The sequence below is a fragment of the Cupriavidus sp. KB_39 genome, assembly GCF_052114485.1.
Lineage (GTDB): Bacteria > Pseudomonadota > Gammaproteobacteria > Burkholderiales > Burkholderiaceae > Cupriavidus.
Window position 1 is genome coordinate 75,858 of sequence record NZ_JBFREV010000024.1, and the last position, 19,044, is coordinate 94,901.

Annotated in this window: 16 protein-coding genes; 11 read left to right on the plus strand and 5 right to left on the minus strand. The window is 69.6% G+C overall.

Features of this window, described 5'->3' with window-relative positions:
- Window positions 1–12 precede the first annotated feature (12 nt).
- The 7 genes from garD to AB4Z27_RS18590 all read left to right on the plus strand — a co-directional run bounded on the left by garD (window position 13) and on the right by AB4Z27_RS18590 (window position 9,054).
- Window positions 13–1,608: a galactarate dehydratase gene (gene garD / locus AB4Z27_RS18560; RefSeq protein ID WP_441593248.1), complete on the plus strand. Its 1,596-nt coding sequence runs from the start codon at window positions 13–15 to the stop codon at window positions 1,606–1,608.
- Window positions 1,609–1,882: 274 nt separating this feature from the next.
- The gene (locus tag AB4Z27_RS18565) at window positions 1,883–2,863 is read left to right on the plus strand and encodes a hypothetical protein (RefSeq protein WP_092296626.1); all 981 of its coding nucleotides are present in this window, start codon (window positions 1,883–1,885) and stop codon (window positions 2,861–2,863) included.
- Between the two features lie 18 nt (window positions 2,864–2,881).
- Complete coding sequence (locus AB4Z27_RS18570) at window positions 2,882–4,222, plus strand: hypothetical protein (RefSeq protein WP_441644995.1); 1,341 nt, start codon at window positions 2,882–2,884, stop codon at window positions 4,220–4,222.
- Window positions 4,223–4,269: 47 nt separating this feature from the next.
- Window positions 4,270–6,270 (plus strand): 8-amino-7-oxononanoate synthase, encoded by a 2,001-nt coding sequence (locus AB4Z27_RS18575; protein WP_441644996.1) that lies wholly within the window; start codon window positions 4,270–4,272, stop codon window positions 6,268–6,270.
- 18 nt (window positions 6,271–6,288) lie between these two features.
- Window positions 6,289–7,434, plus strand: coding sequence for an aminotransferase class I/II-fold pyridoxal phosphate-dependent enzyme (locus tag AB4Z27_RS18580; RefSeq protein ID WP_092296621.1), 1,146 nt, complete (start codon window positions 6,289–6,291; stop codon window positions 7,432–7,434).
- A complete protein-coding gene (locus AB4Z27_RS18585; RefSeq protein WP_441644997.1) occupies window positions 7,427–8,239 on the plus strand; it encodes a GIY-YIG nuclease family protein in 813 nt (270 codons plus the stop codon). Before AB4Z27_RS18580 ends, AB4Z27_RS18585 begins: the two co-directional genes overlap by 8 nt.
- A complete protein-coding gene (locus AB4Z27_RS18590) occupies window positions 8,236–9,054 on the plus strand; it encodes an amidohydrolase family protein (RefSeq protein ID WP_092296861.1) in 819 nt (272 codons plus the stop codon). Before AB4Z27_RS18585 ends, AB4Z27_RS18590 begins: the two co-directional genes overlap by 4 nt.
- Here the strand turns inward: AB4Z27_RS18590 and AB4Z27_RS18595 are convergent.
- The 4 genes from AB4Z27_RS18595 to AB4Z27_RS18610 form a co-directional block, all read right to left on the minus strand.
- Window positions 8,986–10,335: a sigma-54-dependent transcriptional regulator gene (locus AB4Z27_RS18595; RefSeq protein ID WP_092296618.1), complete on the minus strand. Its 1,350-nt coding sequence runs from the start codon at window positions 10,333–10,335 to the stop codon at window positions 8,986–8,988. The two genes, AB4Z27_RS18590 and AB4Z27_RS18595, sit on opposite strands and share 69 nt — an antisense overlap.
- A 282-nt stretch (window positions 10,336–10,617) precedes the next feature.
- A complete protein-coding gene (locus AB4Z27_RS18600) occupies window positions 10,618–10,983 on the minus strand; it encodes a 5-carboxymethyl-2-hydroxymuconate Delta-isomerase (protein ID WP_092296615.1) in 366 nt (121 codons plus the stop codon).
- Between the two features lie 75 nt (window positions 10,984–11,058).
- Entirely contained in the window at window positions 11,059–11,889 is an 831-nt protein-coding gene (locus AB4Z27_RS18605) for an IclR family transcriptional regulator (RefSeq protein WP_092296612.1), read from the minus strand.
- A 9-nt stretch (window positions 11,890–11,898) separates the two neighbouring features.
- Window positions 11,899–13,485 carry a class I adenylate-forming enzyme family protein gene (locus AB4Z27_RS18610; protein ID WP_441644998.1) on the minus strand — a complete coding sequence of 529 codons (1,587 nt, stop codon included), beginning with the start codon at window positions 13,483–13,485 and terminating at the stop codon, window positions 11,899–11,901.
- Between the two features lie 256 nt (window positions 13,486–13,741).
- Between AB4Z27_RS18610 and AB4Z27_RS18615 the strand changes: the two genes are divergently transcribed.
- The 4 genes from AB4Z27_RS18615 to AB4Z27_RS18630 all read left to right on the plus strand — a co-directional run bounded on the left by AB4Z27_RS18615 (window position 13,742) and on the right by AB4Z27_RS18630 (window position 18,354).
- Complete coding sequence (locus AB4Z27_RS18615; RefSeq protein WP_092296606.1) at window positions 13,742–14,041, plus strand: DUF3649 domain-containing protein; 300 nt, start codon at window positions 13,742–13,744, stop codon at window positions 14,039–14,041.
- A complete protein-coding gene (locus AB4Z27_RS18620; RefSeq protein WP_441644999.1) occupies window positions 14,041–15,681 on the plus strand; it encodes a PepSY-associated TM helix domain-containing protein in 1,641 nt (546 codons plus the stop codon). The genes AB4Z27_RS18615 and AB4Z27_RS18620 overlap by 1 nt, the downstream gene beginning before the upstream one ends.
- A complete protein-coding gene (locus AB4Z27_RS18625) occupies window positions 15,678–16,052 on the plus strand; it encodes a DUF3325 domain-containing protein (RefSeq protein WP_441593236.1) in 375 nt (124 codons plus the stop codon). Before AB4Z27_RS18620 ends, AB4Z27_RS18625 begins: the two co-directional genes overlap by 4 nt.
- A 121-nt stretch (window positions 16,053–16,173) precedes the next feature.
- Window positions 16,174–18,354: a TonB-dependent receptor gene (locus AB4Z27_RS18630; protein WP_441645000.1), complete on the plus strand. Its 2,181-nt coding sequence runs from the start codon at window positions 16,174–16,176 to the stop codon at window positions 18,352–18,354.
- Here AB4Z27_RS18630 and AB4Z27_RS18635 read toward each other — a convergent pair.
- The coding region (locus AB4Z27_RS18635) for an AraC family transcriptional regulator (protein ID WP_441645001.1) at window positions 18,348–19,044 on the minus strand (697 nt) is incomplete at its 5' end. The genes AB4Z27_RS18630 and AB4Z27_RS18635 overlap by 7 nt on opposite strands.

A 19,044-nucleotide genomic window follows, 5' to 3' on the forward strand; every position in this document is an offset into this window, starting at 1 on the left:
GGACCCCCCAACATGTCTGAACAGGATTCCCCGGTGGCCGCCCAGGCCGTGGCTGCCGACCCCAAGCCGCTGTACATCCGCATCCACGCCGACGACAACGTGGCCATCATCGCCAATGACGGCGGCCTGCCCGCCGGCACGGTGTTCCCGTGCGGCCTGACGCTCGTGGAACGCGTGCCGCAGGGCCACAAGGTGGCGCTGGTGGACCTGAAGCAGGACGACGCGGTCATGCGCTACAACGTGGTGATCGGCTACGCGCTGAAAGACCTGCCGCGCGGCAGCTGGATCAACGAGCGCGTGCTGCGCATGCCCGAGCCGCCGGGCCTGACCGACCTGCCGATCGGCACGCGCGTGCCGGCGCCGCTGCCGCCGCTGGAAGGCTATACCTTCGAAGGCTTCCGCAACCCGGACGGCTCCGTGGGCACCCGCAACATCCTGGCGATTACCACCACGGTGCAGTGCGTGTCCGGCGTGGTCGAGCACGCGGTGCGCCGCATCAAGGCCGAACTGCTGCCGCGCTACCCCAATGTCGACGACGTGATCGGCCTGGAGCACACCTATGGCTGCGGCGTGGCGATCGACGCCCCCGATGCCATCGTGCCCATCCGCACGCTGCGCAACATCGCCCTGAACCCCAACTTCGGCGGCCGCGCGATGATGGTGAGCCTGGGCTGCGAGAAGCTCCAGCCGGAACGCCTGATGCCGCCCGGCACGATCCCCATCCAGACCGGCGCCGGCGAGGTGCAGGTGGGCGTAGTCTGTCTGCAGGATGACCAGCACGTGGGCTTCGGGTCGATGATCGACTCGATCATGACCATGGCCGAATCGCACCTCGAAGTGCTGAACGCGCGCCAGCGCGAGACCTGCCCGGTCTCCGAACTGGTGGTGGGCGTGCAGTGCGGCGGCAGCGACGCCTTCTCGGGCGTGACCGCCAACCCCGCCGTGGGCTACGCCACGGACCTGCTGGTGCGTGCCGGCGCCGCCGTGATGTTCTCGGAAGTGACCGAGGTGCGCGACGGCATCGCCCAGCTAACCGCACGGGCCGCGACGCCGGAAGTGGCCGAGGCCATGATCCGCGAGATGGACTGGTACGACCGCTACCTGGACCGTGGCCGCGTGGACCGCAGCGCCAACACCTCGCCCGGCAACAAGAAGGGCGGGCTGTCGAACATCGTGGAAAAGGCGATGGGGTCCATCGTCAAGTCGGGCAGCTCGGCCATCTCCGGCGTGCTGTCACCGGGCGAGAAGCTCAAGCAGAAGGGCCTGATCTACGCCGCCACGCCGGCCAGCGACTTTATCTGCGGCACGCTGCAACTGGCCGCCGGCATGAACCTGCACGTGTTCACCACTGGCCGGGGCACGCCGTATGGCCTGGCCGAGGTGCCGGTGATCAAGGTGGCCACCCGCAACGACCTGGCGCGCCGCTGGCACGACCTGATGGACATCAACGCGGGCCGCATCGCCACCGGCGAGGCCACCATCGAGGATGTAGGCTGGGAGTTGTTCAACCTGATGCTGGACGTGGCCAGCGGGCGCAAGAAGACCTGGGCCGAGCACCACAAGCTCTACAACTCGCTCGCGCTGTTCAACCCGGCGCCGGTGACCTGAGTCACTGGCTGGGCAGGGAAGAGAAGGGGCCGCCGTCGCGCGGTCCCTTTTTTTTGCCGATGCGCTGCGCCCGGGGCGAAGCCCGCTTCGCCGCACCCCCATCCCCATCCCCCGGATCACGAATCCGCCTTCGCACTGCCCACGCGCCCGCGTGAGGCAATCCCCTGCAATATCAACGACTTGTCGACGCACACCCGCCTGGCACGCCTGCTGCAATAGGGTTTGACGAGCGAGACGTCCTATCTCGCCAACCCTGAGCGGAAAGGAGTCGCAAATGCACGATATCGGAAGTTCCAGGCCCGGTGGCTGGGGTGCCGGCTACAACGAGTTTGAACAAGGGTTCTCCTCCGAAATGGCCGGCGAATTCGGCCAGGAGCTGGAGAACGAGTTTGCCAACGAGTTCGGGAACGAGTTCGAGCAGGGCGAGGCGTCCTTCGGCAACGAATTCGAGAATGAGTTCGAGAACGAGATCTCCGGCGAGATGCAGGAGATGGAGCTGGCCGCCGAACTGCTCGCCGTCAACAACGAGCAGGAGATGGAGCAGTTCCTSGGCGGGCTGATCAAGTCGGTGGGCCGCGCGGCCACGGGTTTCGCCAAGTCGTCGGCGGGCAAGGCGCTCGGGGGCATCCTGCGCTCGGCGGCGAAGTCGGCCTTGCCGATTGTCGGCAGCGCGCTGGGCAATCTCGTGGTGCCGGGCGCCGGCGGGGCCATCGGCGGCAAGCTGGCCAGCATGGCCGGCAACGCGCTGGGGCTGGAACTGGAGGGCCTCAGCAACGAGGACCGCGAGTTCGAGGTGGCGCGCCGCGTCGTGCGCATCGGCCGCCATGCCGCCAATCACCTGGCGACGACCCCCATCCCCCCGCAGGTGCCGCCAGCCCGGGCGGCGCACGTGGCCTTCCTGCGCGCGGCAAAGCAGGTGGCGCCGGGGCTGCTGCCGGCGATGAAGCAACTCTCGCGCAATGGCGGGGCTGCTCCGCCGCATGGCGGAAATGGTGGCGGGAACGGCAGCGGGATGGGCATGCAGCACCCGGGCACGTCGATCTTCGGCCCGGCGTCGGGCGGGTCCCACTTGCCGGTGCCGATGGGCCAGTCCCATCCGGGCGGGGCCGTGGCGACGGTCGGATGTCCCTCGTGCGGCACGCAGGTCCAGGCCCCGCACACGGGCCACTTCCCACACGGCGGGGTCTGGCGGCGTTCGCGCAACGGGCGCGCCATCATCCTCTACCTCGGTCCGCAGCAGCGGCCGGCGTACTGAGCGCCACGGGACACCGCGATGAACCCGAGCCTCCACGCGCTGCGTCTGCTGGAACAGGAAGCGCTGGGCATCCGCGCACGCCTGGACGCGCAGYTGCCCTATGCGTTGCAGATGCCGATGGTGCCCGCCGCCAATGTCAGCGATGAGGCGATGGGCGCCATCGAGCGCCATATGCAGGCGGAGCGCAAGCAGCTGCGCGTGCGCATCACGGGCTTCCTGCGCCTGCTGCGCGGCCTGCAGCCCACGCCGCGCGACGTGGCGCGGGCCCAGCAGCGCTATGCCCTGCTCAAGCTGTACTTCCATGCGGCGCTCACGCACTTCGAGATCTTCGCGGAAGTGCTGACGCAGCGCAGCCAGCACGGCACCGGCATCTGGCTCTCGGGCCTCGACGTGGCCGCGCAGGATGGCCTCAAGCAGCCCGGCTCGTCGATCGAGGCGCCGCCCGTCATCTGCTACGTCGAGCGCGGCCATGGCGGTGCCATCCGCCGCGCCCGCACCCGGCTGCCGGGCGGCGGCGCCAATCCGGTGGCGGTGATCCGCATGCCGCGCGAGCGGATGGTGGGCACGGGCATCGCGGCGTCCCTGTTCCATGAAGTGGGGCACCAGGCGGCGGCGCTGCTGGACCTCGTCAACGCCTACCGGCGGGCGTCCGCCAGCCGCGTGGGGCAGGGGCGCACCCCGGCGCAGCGGATCTGGCAGGCGTGGGACCGCTGGATCAGCGAGATCGTGGCGGATCTCTGGGCGGTGTCGCGCGTGGGCATCGCTGCCACGTGCGGGCTGATGAGCGTGGTGAGCCTGCCAAAGGCGTTCGTGCTGCGCATCAACCTCGACGATCCGCATCCGGCACCGTGGATCCGCGTGAAGCTGTCCCTGGCCATGGGCCGCGCGCTCTATCCGCATCCGCAGTGGGACGCGCTGGAGCAGGTCTGGGAGCAGCTCTATCCGCGCTKGCAGATGAGCGCRGCCCAGCGCGAAGCCTTCGATCAGCTGGACCGCGCCGTGCCGTGGTTCGTAGCGACCTTGCTGTCGCTGCGGCCCCCGGCGCTGGACGGCCGCTCGCTGGCGGAGGCGCTGCGCCTGCCAGACCGTCACCCCAAGCGGCTGCTGGCCGCCTGGGAGCGGGTCAGGCAGCGCCCGCAGGAGGGGTTGGCGGACACGCCGACGCTGGCCTTCGCGGTGCTCGGCCAGGCGCGCTACAGCGGCCTGCTGCCGGCCAATGACGARCTGCAGATCATCTCGGCGCTGCTGCAGCGCTGGGCGCTGGCCGGCTACCTGCCCTGGTCGGCGGGCAGCAGGCAGCTGAGTGTGGTGTTGAACCAGCGCCGCCCGGTCCGGACCCCGGTTCCGGCTTATGCATGATTTTCGTGATTTCCGTGATGGCGTGAAATTGCTGAGGGAGAAATGTGATGGTCAATTCGGACGATATCCACCCCTACAAAGACGTCTTGATCGTGAAGACGACCAAGGGGATGGACGGTGACTACGATGTCACGATACCCGTCTACGGGCTCAGCAACAGCCTGCAGGCGCAATGCCACATCGGCGACCAGCCCACGGACACCCGGAAGGTCGCTGACACCGGCAGCCCCCAGACGCTGACGGCGCGCATCACGCTCAGGATGAAGAGCGGTGTGGACCTCCCGGCCAAGATCGAGATCATCAATGGACTGATCGAGCAGCTGGTCGACCCCAAGGCCATCAGCGCCCAGGAGTCGGCCGATATTGGCGTGTACCTGTCCCAGGGGCATGGCGTGGAACTCAGCCGCGACGTCGAGATCCCGCCGAGGGAAGCGGTGCCGAGCGAGCCCAGTTTCCACCCGCTGGACGACCCGATCGCGGACCGCTCCGGGCCGCTCGACACCGAGCAGTACGTCAGCCCGACCACGGTGCGCCTGCAGCGGACCCCGCGCGCGCTCACCGGCGACGTGGCCCTGTGGCTGCTGATCAAGATGAATGCCGACATGCTCGGCTGGGACAACTACGTCAAGCAGATCGATTCGCTGTTCTTCCCGGACGCGAACACGCCGCTGGGCAAGGATGGCGAGCCGTTCCTCTATGGCGGCGCGGCCCGGCTCAGCCGGCGCCGTTTCCTGCCCTTCACGGACACCGACGCCTACCGGGCCCTCAAGGTGGCGACGGAAGCCTTCGTAGTCACCTGGGGGGCCGTGGTGCCCAGCGGGCCGACGGCCAACGACATCGCCCGGCTGCTGGCCTATGACCCGACCGCCATCGCCCTGGCCAACGACCGCCTCGGCCTGAAGATCACCAAGCCGGACGTGCTGGCGAACAAGTATTTCGGCGGCGGGGCCTCGCCCACGCTCCCGTACCTCCAGCGGATTGCCTCCGCCCTGCAGGGCACGGACGCGGCGGAGCGGATCAACCGGGCGCTGACGGACCGGACCGTGCCGGAAGAGCGCGCCGCGCTACCGGGCGAAGGCGTCACGCCGACGCCCCAGCGCCACCTCGACCATTGCGGCGAAGGCTGCCTGTGGCTCGACCACTGGAACCAGGACATCTCGGCCAAGCTGACCTATCCGCCGCTGATCGAGCTGATCTGGAGCTACTGGATGGAGGAACTCCAGCTGGTGCAGACCATGAACGCGATCTCCCGGCGCTTCCAGAACGTCTCCGCCGGCCCACGCGACCCGCTGGCCCAGTTCGAACTCGATTCCCTGCGCCCGCTCAACAACATCATCTGGGGCTGGGTGCAGGACGAGCAGCACCGCCTGCCGATCGAACGGCGCGCGGCGGAGTACCAGCACGAGTACGGTTTCCAGCTCATCGGCCGGGCCGTGCCGCAGGTGCAGCCGGCCGACACGCGCAGCAAGTTCCTGGGCGCGTTCCACACGCTGCTCAACCTGTGCGTGCCGTTCTTCCGCCAGGCCGACGACACCACGGTGGTGCCGGACGGCTTCCCGCTGCTCAACGCGCTGCGCGAGGTCCACCTGATCCTGTCCGAAGGGGCCCACAACCAGTTCCGCGACCTGCCCACCACCTCCCGCGTGGAAATGATGATGCAGCAGTGGATGCTGGCGCGCCCCGAGTTCCGTGAGTTCCTGCCCCGGCGCGCGATGGTGGCGTATCCGGAGCCGTGGATGCACTCGGTGGAGAGCATGCGCAAGCTGCAGGGCTGGGGCGATACCAACACCTACCAGTTCTGGCAGTTGGCCACCACGGGCGAGCAGATCGTCTCGTCGATCCGATGGAGCGACTGGAACTCGGTCAGCGACCCGGTCAATGCCGCGAACTGGGCCGCCTTCTTCCGGCCGGAGATCCAGACCTATATCCACTCCTACCGGGCAGTGACCGGCGTGGATGTGGGCGTGGAGCCGGTGGACGTGCAGGTGCCCGGCATGCACCTGCTGCGCAGGCTGCACGAGCACAAGGGCGGGCTGCGCATCGCCTAGCGCGGACGGAGCGGCGCCATGATCGACTTCGCCTCGGCCTTGTAYCTGGGCCTGCGGCACCCGGCGGACCAGTTGGGCGACTACGCCGCGCTGACCACTGGCTACCCGGCCTCGCTGGCCGCTGCGCCACTGGCGCGGCGGCTGGCGGCGGACGCGGCGGCGCTGCAGGGCTGCGAGGCCGGCATGGTGGCGCCATCCACGCTGCATCTGGCCATCGACGTGTTCGAGCAACTGGGCCGCACGCACGCGCTGATTGCCGACGAGGCGCTGTATCCGGTGATGCGCTGGGGCCTGGAGCGCGTACGCGGCCTGGGCGCGCCGGTGGCGTGGTTCCGGCACGGCGATCTGGCCGATCTGGCGCGGCGGATTCGCGATCACCGCCTGCGCCGGCGGGGCAGGCCGCCGGCAGTGATTGCGGACGCCACCCGGCTGGCCGGCCTGCCGTTGCCGCTGGCGCGCTATCTGACGCTGGTACGCCGGCATGGAGGATTGATCGTGATCGATCACAGCCAGATGCTTGGCCTGATGGGCGCCGCCGCGTCGCCGCGCCAGCCGTGGGGCAGCGGCGGCGGCGGCGCGCTGCGCCACGCAGGGTGCGATCCGGCGCAGCCGGTGCTGCTGGTGGCGTCATGGGCCAAGGCCTTCGGCGCGCCGCTGGCCACGCTGTGCGGGCCTGCCGCGCTGGTCCAGGCGATTGCCCGGGACGGCCCCACCCAGACCCACAGCAGCGCCGCCAGCGAGGTCGCGCTGCGCGCCGGGCTCCGTGCGCTGGAAATCAACCGCATGGCGGGCGATGTCCTGCGCGCGCGGCTCTGGCAGCGCCTGCGCCGCCTGCAGGCCGGCCTGCGCGCGCTGGCGCGGGGCTGCCTGCCGGACCTGCACGCGCCGCCGCGCGACCATCCGATGCAACACGTGCGGCTCGCCAGTACGGAACGCACCGTGGCGCTGCACACCGGCCTGCGCGCCGCCGGCTTCCGTACCGCGCTGCTGCGCCAGCCCGAGGGGCGCCACGCGCTGGCGCTGATCGTCCGGGCCAATCATCGCCGCGCGGATATCGACGCCTTGCTGGCCGCCATGACGCGGCTCGCGCCGCACTTGCCCGATGCCGCGCGCCAGGCGCCGTGGCCGTCTTCGACCCCAATGGAGGAACCCCAGCATGTTTAAGACCGCTGATGGAGACACGCTGGAGCTTGCGCCATGGCGCATGCGCCGGCTGATGGGGCTGGTGGCGGCCATGCGCCGCTATCCGCCCGGCACGCCCCCGCAGGCGCTGGTCAACGACCTGCGGCTGATCATCGCCCGCGCGCGGCGCGTGAGTACCCAGCCACGGCTGGGCACTGCCCGCTTCGAGAGCACCGACGCGTGCTGCCGGGCCTGCCTGCTGGCGCGGCAGCAGCCGCGCGGGGGGATGGAACTGGTGGGGTTGCAGCTGGCGGTGCCACGGCCGGGCGGGCACCTGTACGAGGGCTTCGCGCCGGAGCTGGAGGAGGAAGTCACGCGAGAGGTCAACGTGACGCTGGCGTGGCGGAGGTTCGAATCGCTCAAGCTGGCGGTTGATGACCGGACCGTATCGGGGCCGGGCGTCTACATCCTCGTCCGTGGCACGACGCCGATCTATGTCGGCCTGTCGAAGACGCTGGGTAGCCGCATGAAGCAGCACCGGTGGTGCGCGGGTGTGCACGGCGCGCTGCGCGGGCTCGGCGTCTGGGTAGCCAGCGTCAGGAAGGAGAAGGACCTGTCTGCCGTCGAGCACGCCGTCATCCGCGCCTTGCGTGGCAGCATTCACAACAGCGCGCTGGTCGGCGATGTTCTGCTCGCAGGGCCTTCCGGCATCACGATTGTGAACATCCTGCCGCCGAGCCTGCTGCGACGGGCGACCCACATCAACGCCTTCCGCACGGGCGACGACAAGCGCACGCTGGCGATGAAGTCCGGCGAGAAGCTCGAACTCGAATGGCGGCTGCCATGATCGTCGACTTCCACGTCCACGCCGGCCAGGGCGACGGCATGACCGGCCCGTGGGACACCACCGCGCCGCTGGCCGCCTACGCGCGCCGCGCCAGCGAGGCCGGCATCGTGCGTTCGGTGCTGCTCCCCGTGTTCCAGTCGGACTACGCGCAAGGCAACCGTGACGTCGCTGCGCTGGTGCGGTCCGACCCGCGCCGCTGGATCGGCTTCGCCATGGTCCACGCCGAGCGCGACCGCGACCGGCTGCACGCGATGATCGAGGAAGCCGTGCTGCGGCTGGGGCTGCGCGGCATCAAGGTACATCGTCATGATGCGCGGATTCACCGGCAGGTCTGCGACGCCGCGCGCCGCTGGCGGCTGCCGGTGCTGTACGACGCCGGCGGCGATACCGGCGCGCTCTCGCTGCTGGCGCAGACCCATCCTGACGTGGCGTTCGTGTTCGCCCACCTCGGCAGCTTCGCGGACGACTGGGCCGCCCAGCGGCAGGTCATCGACCTGATCGTGCGGCATCCGAACCTGTTTGCCGATACGGCCGGCGTGCGCCGCTTCGACCTGCTCGAGGAAGCCTTCGCCCGCGCCGGCCCGGACAAGCTGCTGTTCGGCTCGGACGGCCCGTGGCTGCATCCGGGGCTGGAGCTGGCCAAGATCCGCGCGCTGCGCCCATCGCCGGAAGCCTTCGCGCGCATGGCCGGCGGCAACGCGCTGCGGATGATTGGCGGCGCCCGCGTGGCAACCTCAGGGCCGACCTCACGGGCAGCCCTCCGTGGGCCGCCCCTGCCGGCGCAATTGCAGCGCACGCGGCGTGACGCGCAATAGCTCGGCGGCGCGGCTGGTGGACCCGGCGCGCCGTTCCGCCACCTTCACGGCGATGGCTTCCGCGATCTGGCCGATGTTCTTCAGCCCCAGCCCGGCATCGAGCGCCCCCTCGACGGCGCGGGCCAGCACGCCCTCCCAGCCGTCCATCAGGCCGGTGGCGGCCATCACATCGGCCAGCGGCAGGTCCAGGCAGCCCGTGCTGAGCACGTGGAAGCCTTGCTGGCGGTCCGCCATGCGCAGCACCACGTGGCGCAGTTCGCGCACATTGCCGGGATAGTCGCGTGCCATCAGCTGCTGCATGACCTCGGGCATCACGCGCGGCGGCGTGCCGGCGTGCTCGGCCAGGAAGTGTTCGACCAGCAGCGGGATGTCGTCGCGCCGCGCCGCCAGCGGCGGGGCGTGGATGGTCCATTGGGTGATGCGGAAGTACAGGTCGCTGCGGAAGCGGCCTGCTGTCACCTCCGCGTCGAGGCTGCGGTTGGTCGCGCAGGTCAGCCGGAAGTCCGAGCGCCGCCAGTTGTCGTCGCCCACGCGCTTGTAGGCGCGCTCCTGCACCACGCGCAGCAGGCGGGCTTGCAGCAGCAGGTCCAGTTCGCCGATTTCGTCGAGGAACAGTGTGCCGCCATCGGCCAGCGCCACGGCGCCGTCACGCGCGGCCACGGCGTGGGTGAAGGCGCCGCGCGCATGGCCGAACAGCTCGCTGCCGGATAGCTCGGGGCTCAGCGTGGTGCAGTCCACCACGATGAAGGGGCCGCTGCGCCGCACCGGATCGAGATCATGGATCAGCCGCGCCAGCAGCTCCTTGCCGCAGCCACTGTCGCCGGTCAGCAGGCAGGCGCCGCTGCCGAAGCGGCCGACCTGCGCCACTGCGCGCAGCGTTTCACGCCAGGGCGCCGAGTGGCCCACCGCGCGCTTGCGCAGCCAGTCGGAGGTGAGGATCGATTCCAGCTCGTGCAGGCGCTTCAGGCGGAGCGCCAGTTCGGTCAGCATGCCCGGCTCGTCGTCAGCCGCTACCACGTCGCAGATGCCGCCGGGCCACCATGGCTCCTGCCGGCATTGCGCGCGCGTGGCGGCGGTGCAGGCGGCGATGAAGGCGTCCGGGCGGGGCACGCTGCGCAGCCAGTGCTCGGCGGCGGCGGCCACGCGTGTGTCCCGGGCCAGGACGACGACCACCAGCATGCCGTCGCCCGCGCCGGACAGGTCGATTTCCTCGGGAAGGCCGTGCTCGCACAGGCGTTGACGGAGCCGCAGCGCCTCTTCCTGATAGAGCACGACACGCATAGACACCTCGCAGGGGAGCGAAGACGATGGGAGATCAAAAACGGGGAGGGTGGGCGCCGGGTCCGGGGGGCAGGCCGGCAGGCATCCCAGAACATACTAGGCGACGGTCACGGCCGCCCCATGTCAAAAATGCTCAGCACAGGGTTGCCGGATGTTAAAGGCACAACGGGGGTGTATCGCGGGTGAAACGAGTCTTGCCGCCGGATGGCGGCCGGGGGCGAACGCGGCGGCGTCAGATATTGCGATGCATATGGCTGACAGTGCAGACGCCGCCGCGCTGGCTTACTCGCCGATGATCTGCTTGGTGAACACGGCGCGCTCCATCTCCTGCACGTTCACGCTGACCTGCACGCTCTGGCCGGCGCCGGGGCGCACCGCGTCGGTGAGGACATCGCACACGGCCTGCGCCACCTGCTTGCGCACGGCCTGCTCGCGCCCGTCCAGAATCCAGACGGTGGCGTGCACGAAGGCGCGGTCACGGTTTTCCGTGCCCTGGCGGTAGGTGGTCAGCGTCACGCAGCGGGACTTGATGTCCGGCTCGCGGAACTGGCCGGTGGCCAGCAGCGCGGCGTTGGCTTCGTCCAGCAGYTCGTCCTGCGAGCAGGTCAGGCGGGTGTTTTCGGTGAGTTCGATGATCAGTTGCGGCATGGCGGGAGCGTCGAAGGATCGGAGGGAAAGCCAGCATCGTACGGCAAACCGGCGCCCTCCGGGAAACCCCCCGGCTCAGGCCGCCACGCCGAACGCGGCCTCGATGCGGCGGATGTGGTCGCGCAGCAGCGGGCGCACCTTTTCCAGCAGATGCGCCGGCGGCACGATGGCGTTCGGGCCGCTGCAGCTGAGGGTCATCGGCGGCAGGGACTGGCCGGGCCGGAAAGCGACGGCGATCGAGTTGATGTCGGGCAGCCATTCGCCGAACGAGGTGGTGCAGCCCAGCCGGCGGGCTTCGTCGCGGCTGGCGGAGAGCACGCCCTCGGCATGGGCCGCGCTGACGCGGTCATCGGCGCGGAAGGCGGTCAGCGCCTGGCGCTGCTCGGCCGGCGGCAGGGCCACAAGGTAGGCCCGCCCGGCCGCCGTATTGAGCCCGGAAACGCGGCTGCCCACGGCCACGCGCAGCGTGAGGTAGCTCTCCGACTGGCAGTTCTCGTAGATCAGCATGCGGCCCCGGTCGCGCACGATCAACGAGGCCACGCCCTGCGAGAGATCCGCCAGTTCCTGCATGTACGGCCGCGCAACCGCCAGCACGTCCGCGCCGGGCTGGCCGGACGGCACCAGCGCCAGCGCGGAACTGCCCAGCCGGTAGCGCATCGGCTCGGTCAGCGCCTGGAGGTAGCCGAGTTCGGTCAGCGTGTGCGTGAGCCGGGAAATGGTCGACTTCGGCAGCCCGCAGCGCTGGGCCAGTTCGGCATTGCCGAGTTCGCTGTCGAAGGCGCGGAAGCACGCCAGCACGTCGAGCCCGCGCGCCAGCGCGGTCACGAAATGGCGGTCTTCCTTGCGGTTGTCCACCTTGGGCGTGGCGGGCGGGAGGTCGGGGAGGGAATCGGCCTGGCTATCCATGTGCGTGGCTCAAAGGTTGCCGGAGGCAAGCTGCTCGCGCAGCTTCGCCTTGAGGATCTTGCCGGAMGGCGCCGCGGGTAGCTGCGCCACCACGCGGATTTCGGCCGGCATCTTGTAGGGCGACAGGCGGTCGCGCAGGAAGGTGCGCAGCGCGGGCTCGTCCAGCGTCATGCCGCCGCGCACCTCGACGAAGGCGATCACTTCCTCGTTGCCCTCGGTGGCCCGGCCCACTACGGCCGATTGCAGCACGGCGGGGAACGCATTGAGCGACTGCTCGACTTCCTCCGGATACACGTTGAAGCCCGAGTGGATGATGATYTCCTTCGAGCGGCCGACGATGGACACCGCGCCGTCCGGATCGATGCGCGCGAGGTCGCCCGTATGGAGCCAGCCGTCGGCATCGATGGTCTGCGCCGTGAGGTCCGGGCGCCGGTAGTAGCCCTTCATCACGTTGGGGCCGCGCACCAGCAACTCRCCGCTGCCGTCSGGCAGGGGGGAGCCGAGGCGGATTTCCACGTCCGGCACCACCGGGCCGACCGAGCAGTCGGCGCGCGGGGCATCCACGCGGGTCTGGCACACGGTGGGCGAGGTCTCCGTCATGCCGTAGCCGTTGTTCAGCACGATGCCGAAGGCGTCTTCGAACGATGCCTTGAGCGACGCCGTGAGCGGCGCGCCGCCCGACTGCGCCATGCGCAGCGACGGCGTGCGCAGCGACTGGCCCTGCGCGCGGCTCCATTCGATCACCTTGGCGTACATCGCCGGCACGCCGTGCAGCACGGTGAGCTGTTCCTCGACCAGCGTGCGCGCCAGCTTCTCCGGGCGGAAACGCGGTTCGTAGTAGACCGTGGCGCCGTTGGACACCGGGCCCACCAGCAGCACGGACAGCCCATAGACGTGCGAGATCGGCAGCACGCCGTAGACGCGGTCGCCGGCCTGTACGCGGGCCTGCAGGCGGTTGGAATGGCCGATGAACATCAGGTTGGCGTGCGTCAGCATCACCGCCTTCGAGGCGCCCGTGGTGCCGGTCGTATAGATCAGCGCGGCCACCTGCTCGCGGGCCTCGGCGGCTACCGGCTCCGCCACGGCCGTCTCGTCGATGGCGCTGACAAGCAGCTTGCCGACGTGTGGCCACACGGCAGCACCGGCCCACTGCGCGCCGCGCGCCAGCCCGTGCTCGCGGGCTTCGGGGAAATCGTTGTCCAGATAGAAGGTCACGCGCGCGCCGGCGTGCTCGACGATATTGGCAATCTCGCGCGCCGACAGCCGGGCATTGACCGGCACCGACCAGGCGTCGATGGCGCTCAGCGCCAGCAGCAGCACGGCGCAGCCGACGCTGTTCTCGGTSACCAGCACCACGCGGTCGCCGCCGCGCACGCCGAGCGCGGTCAGCGTCTGGGCGGTCTCGCGCACGGCCAGGTCCAGTTCGCCATAGCGCAGCGCGCGGTGGGCATCCATCACGGCCACGCGGTCAGGATGGCTGGCCACCCACGGGCCCATGGTCTGGTGCAGGCGCTGGAAGGCGGGGCGGAACGAGTCGGATTGGGCGGGGGTGGACGCGTGACCAGAACGGTCCGCGGGGAAAGCGGTACTGCGCATGCATGTCTCCGGGCAAGGCTTCCGGCGTGAAGTCGCCGGTATTGATGCGTGGCATCGTCCCATCGATCCCCGGAAGCTGTCAACCGCAGCGTGGAATGAKGGTTCTGCAATGCAGAATTACTGAGATTTCCGTCTATGGGCTTTTCGCGACATGTCTTCAATGTCTACCCCGCCATAACCCGCCGAAATGCGAGGTCTGAAAGACAATGCATATGAGAACGCTTATCATTGCGGCTTTCACGGAATTCGCAGCAACATGAAGCAGGGCATTTCGACCGGTTATCGCGTGGCGGTCGCGTCGCGGGCGATCGCCGGCATCCTGGGCGGCTACGGGCTCGCAGCACTCGCCACGGGCTGCGTCTCGCTCGCGCTGGCACGCTGGACCGATATGGCGCGCGCCGAAGCGGTAGTCACCGCCTCCCTGCTGTCGTTCCTCTGGTACGCGCTGGCCGTGATCTGGGTGTTCGCCGTCGAGTCGGCATGGCGCGCGTGGATCGGACTGGCCGTGCCCTGCGCGGTCCTGGGACTGGGCTGGCTGGCCCTGCGGAGCGCGTAATGGCCGAATTGCGAAAGGGTCAGGGGCTGCGCCAGTCGATGGCGTGGCTGCATACGTGGGCGGGCCTGCTGGTGTGCTGGGTGCTGTTCCTCGTCTTCTGTAGCGGCACCGCCAGCTATGTGAAGGACGAGATCACGCTCTGGATGAAGCCCGAACTGCACGCGCGGCTGGGTGGCGACACAGACGCCGACGCGACCCGCCGGGCTGCCGACGGCGCCATCGCCTTCCTCCGCGAACAGGCACCCAATGCCGAGCGCTGGTTCATCAATCTCCCCGACGACCGCCGTCCCACCACCTCGGTGTTCTGGCTGCGCCAGCCGCGCCCCGAGGATGCCGGCAAGGGCAACCGCGCCCGGCTGGAGACGCGCACGCTCGACGCCCTGACCGGCACGCCCGTGCCCGGCGCCCGCGAGACGCGCGGCGGCGAGTTCCTTTACCGCCTGCATTTCGATCTCCACTACATGTCGGCGATCTGGGCGCGCTGGATCATCGGCTTCTGCACGATGTTCATGCTGGTGGCCATCCTGAGCGGCGTGATCACCCATCGGCGCATCTTCGCGGACTTCTTCACSTTCCGCGCCCGCAARGGCCAGCGCTCGTGGCTCGATGCGCACAACGCCACCGCCGTGCTGGCGCTGCCGTTTCACCTGATGATTACCTACACGGGCCTCGTGACGCTGCTGTTCCTGTACATGCCGTGGGGCGTGCAGGCGGTCTATAAGGGCGATACGAAGCGGTTCGACACCGAGCTGGGCCTCCGCGCCCCGCGCGTGCAGGCGTCTGGCGTGCAGGTGCCGCTGGCCCCGGTGGGCCCGATGCTGGCGCAGGCGACCGCCCGGTGGGACGGCGTGGCCCCGGCCCGGATCACGGTGGAGCGCCCCAACGACGCCAACGCCCTCGTCACGATGACGCGCGATGCCGGGCGCAGCCTGTCGTCGGTGCAGCCGACCGTCCTGTTCGCCGGCACCACCGGCGCGCTCAAGGAAACCTTCGGCGACGATCCGGCCAATGCCAGCGCCACGCGTGGCGTGATGGTGGGGCTGCACATCGCGCACTTCGCGCCGCCGCTGCTGCGCGGGCTTTTCTTTGCCTCCGGGCTGGCCGGCTGCCTGATGGTGGCGACCGGCGCGCTGCTCTGGGCCGTGAGGACGCGCAAGAGCCACGCCCACACGATTGCTGCCACGGGCCGCACGCCGTTTGGGCTGCGGCTGGTGGAAGCGCTCAACCTTGGCGTGATTGCCGGCCTGCCGATCGCATTCGCCAGCTACTTCTGGGCCAACCGGCTCGTGCCGGTGGGTATCGCGCAGCGGCCCGACATGGAAATCCGCATGTTCTTCGCGGCCTGGGCCATCGCGGCGCTGGTCGCCCAGATCCGCCCGACGCGCGGCATGTGGCGCGTGCTGCTGGGCATCKGCGCCGTGCTGTTCGCGGGCCTGCCGCTGCTGAACGCGCTGAGCGGCACCGCCCATCTGGGCGTGACGCTGCTGCATGGGCCGGCGGTGCTGGCGGGCTTCGACCTGACGGTGCTGGCGATTGGCCTCGGGCTGGGCGCGGCGGCGTGGTGGCTCGGGCGGACTCGTCCGGCGGCACGCGGCGCAGACGCGTCGGCGCGCACCGGTGCCATGGGGGAGGCGTCATGAGCGCACCCGCCATGTGGCCGGCCTGCGTGGCCGGCATCGGATTCGCCGTGGGCGGCTTCACCTGGCTGGCCCAGACCATCGACCGGCATCACGCCGACATCTTCGGCCGGGGCGCCGAGCCCCCGCCGGCCCGCGTGCGCCGCCTGCGCTGGCAGGGCTGGATCGCGCTGGCACTGGCCCTGGCGGCGTGCGTGGCCGCCCAGGGCTGGGCCTTCGGCGTRATCTATTGGGCCGGCCTGCTCACCGTCAGCGCCCTGACAGTGGTGGGCGCCTTCTCTTATGCACCGCAGGTCACGCCGCGCATCGCGCGCGGGGCGATCGGCATCGGTGTGGCGGCTGCGCTGAGCGCGATCCTGATCGTGCAGGCGTAGCGGCACAAACGAGCGTCGCCGTCAGAGCGACGCCACCATCCAGACGGATACGGGAAAAAACCCGCCCGCCGCGATCAGCGGCGCGGACGGGCATGAAATCGTTTTACTTGGGAGTGTCACCTTGTCTTATTCCGTACCGCGTGCCGGACGTGCATCCCGCACGCCGCTGCGCCATCTCGTGGCCGCGCTGGCCGCTGCCGGCGTGCTGCCGACCATCGCCTTCGCCCAGGAAGCGGCCCAGCCCGCCGCCAGCGCGGAGAGCGCCACGCTGCCCGCCGTCACCGTCCATGCCGACGCCTCGGCAGACCAGCTGCCCGCGCCCTATGCCGGCGGGCAGGTCGCACGCGGCGGCCGCCTTGGCGTGCTGGGCAACCAGGACTTCATGGATGTGCCGTTCAGCGTGACGTCGTACACGTCCCAGCAGATCCAGAACCAGCAGGCGCGCAGCATTGCCGGTGTGCTGGCCGATGATCCGGCGATCCGCACCGCCTACGGCTTCGGCAACTTCGCCGATACCTTCGTGGTGCGCGGCTTCCCGCTGACCACCGACGACATCCAGTACAACGGCCTGTTCGGCATCGCCCCGCGCCAGCTGGTGGCCATCGAAGGGCTGGAGCGCGTGGAAGTGTTCCGCGGCGCCAGCGCCTTCCTGAACGGCGTGTCGCCGAGTGGCTCCGGCACGGGCGGCATGATCAACCTCGTGCCCAAGTACGCCACGGCGGCGGACATCACCCAGGCGACCATCGACTATACGAGCGACTCGCAGGTGGGCGGCCATGTGGATGTGGGCCGCCGTTTCGGCAARAACAAGGAATTCGGCGTGCGCGTCAACGCCATGGCGCGTGGCGGCGATACCCCGGTGGACAACGAGAGCCGGCAGCAGCGCCTGTTCACGCTGGGCCTGGACTACCAGGGCGACGCGTTCCGCGTGAATGCGGACTTCGGCTACCAGAAGCAGCGGATCAACCAGGGCCGCAGCACGGTCCAGCTGTCGGGTACGGCTTTGCCGGCGGTGGCGTCCGCCTCGACGAACTTCGCCCAGCCATGGACGTATTCCGAGCTGGAAGACACCTACGGCACGATCCGCGCCGAGTACGACGTCACCAGGAACTGGACCACCTACGCCGCCTTCGGCGCGCACCACAGCAACGAGTTCGGCAACTACAGCGGCGCGAACGTCGGGAATAACGGCTTTGGCACGGCCACGCGGCTGACCGTTCCGTTCAAGCAGGATACCTACACCGGTGAAGTGGGCGTGCGTGGCCGCTTCGAAACCGGCCCGGTCAAGCACACGGTGAACCTGAGCTGGTCCGGCCTGGAGCAGGAGAAGAGCAGCGCGTTCCAGTCCTCGCCCGCGTTCCCAACCAATCTCTACAACGCGCCGACCGTGCCGTACCCGGCCGCCCCGACCACCGGCAATATGGCCGATCCGAACGTGACGGGCCGGGTCAACATCAACGGGGTGTCGTTCTCGGACACGCTGTCGTTCCTGAACGACCGCGTGCTGCTGACCGGCGGCGTGCGCCAGCAGGTGATGAACATCCGTGGCTACGCAACGGCCACGGGCGTGCAGACGGCGAACTACAGCGAGTCCGCCACGTCGCCGATGTTCGGCCTGGTGGTCAAGCCGCTCCAGAACGTCTCGCTGTACTACAACTACATCGAGGGTCTGGCGCAGGGCGGCACCGCGCCGTCCAACACCATCAACGCCGGGCAGGTGTTCGCGCCGGCCAAGTCGAAGCAGCATGAAGTGGGCGCGAAGTACGACGCGGGCAGCTTCGGCACCACGCTGGCGTTCTTCCAGATCGAGCAGCCGACGGGCGTCACGCAGGGCAATGTGTTCGCCGTGCGGGACCAGCGCAATCGCGGCGTGGAGTTCAGCGTGTTCGGCGAGCCGCTGCGCGGCGTGCGCCTGCTGGGCGGCGTGTCCTATATAGACTCGAAGGTGTCGAACACGGGCAACGCCAACACCGAGGGCAAGCCGGGTGTGGGCGTGCCGATCTACACGCTGACGATGAGCGGCGAGTACGACCTGCCGTTCCTCCCGGGCGCGACGGTGACCGGCCGCTATATCCAGACCGGCCGCCAGTCCGCCAACACGACCAACACCATCAGCCTGCCGTCGTGGAACCGATTCGATCTCGGGGCGCGCTACGCGTTCAAGGCGTCGCAGCTGCGCTATACGGTGCGGGCGGGCGTCGAGAACATCGCGGACAAGGACTACTGGGCGTCGTCGAGCGGCGGCATCCTCGTGATCGGCCAGCCGCGTACCTTCAAGCTGTCGATGACCGTGGACTACTGAGTCCGCAACCAGTCGCGCGGGGACTGGCCGACCTTGGCCAGGAACGCACGCGACAAGGCCGACGGGTTGGCGTAGCCCAGCTCGTCGGCCATCAGTTTCAGCGGCACGCCGTCACGCAGGCGCGCCTGCGCAAGGCTGATGCGCCAGTCGGCCAGATAGTCGGCTGGCGTCTGCCCCACCACCTCCCGAAACGTCGCCGCGAACGCGCTGCGCGACATCCCGGCGCAACCCGCCATCGACTCCACGCTCCATGCCTCGCCCGGTGCCTCGTGCACGGCGACCAGCGCCCGCGCCAGGCGCGCATCGGACAGGCCAGTGATCAGGCCCGGCTGGATGCCGGCTTGCTCGGGATGGTCGAGCAGCCAGCGCAGCAGCTGGATCAGCACCACTTCGAACAGCCGGTCGGCCAACAGGCGCTGGCCACAGCGCACGCGCTCCGTCTCGGCGAACAGCAGCGCGAGCGCGGGATCGAGCCCATCTASCTGTGCCAACSGCAGCACGATCAGGGGCGGCAGGGCGCGTGCCAGCGGATTCATGGCCCCGCCATCGAAATCGAGCGTGGCGCAGGTGAACTGGGAACCCTCCACCGGCGGATTGTGGAAGGTGTGGACGGCGTAGCGCGGATAGAACAGCAGCGACGGTTCCTCGATCACCAGCCGGGTGGGCAGGGCGCTCGCGCCATGCGTGACC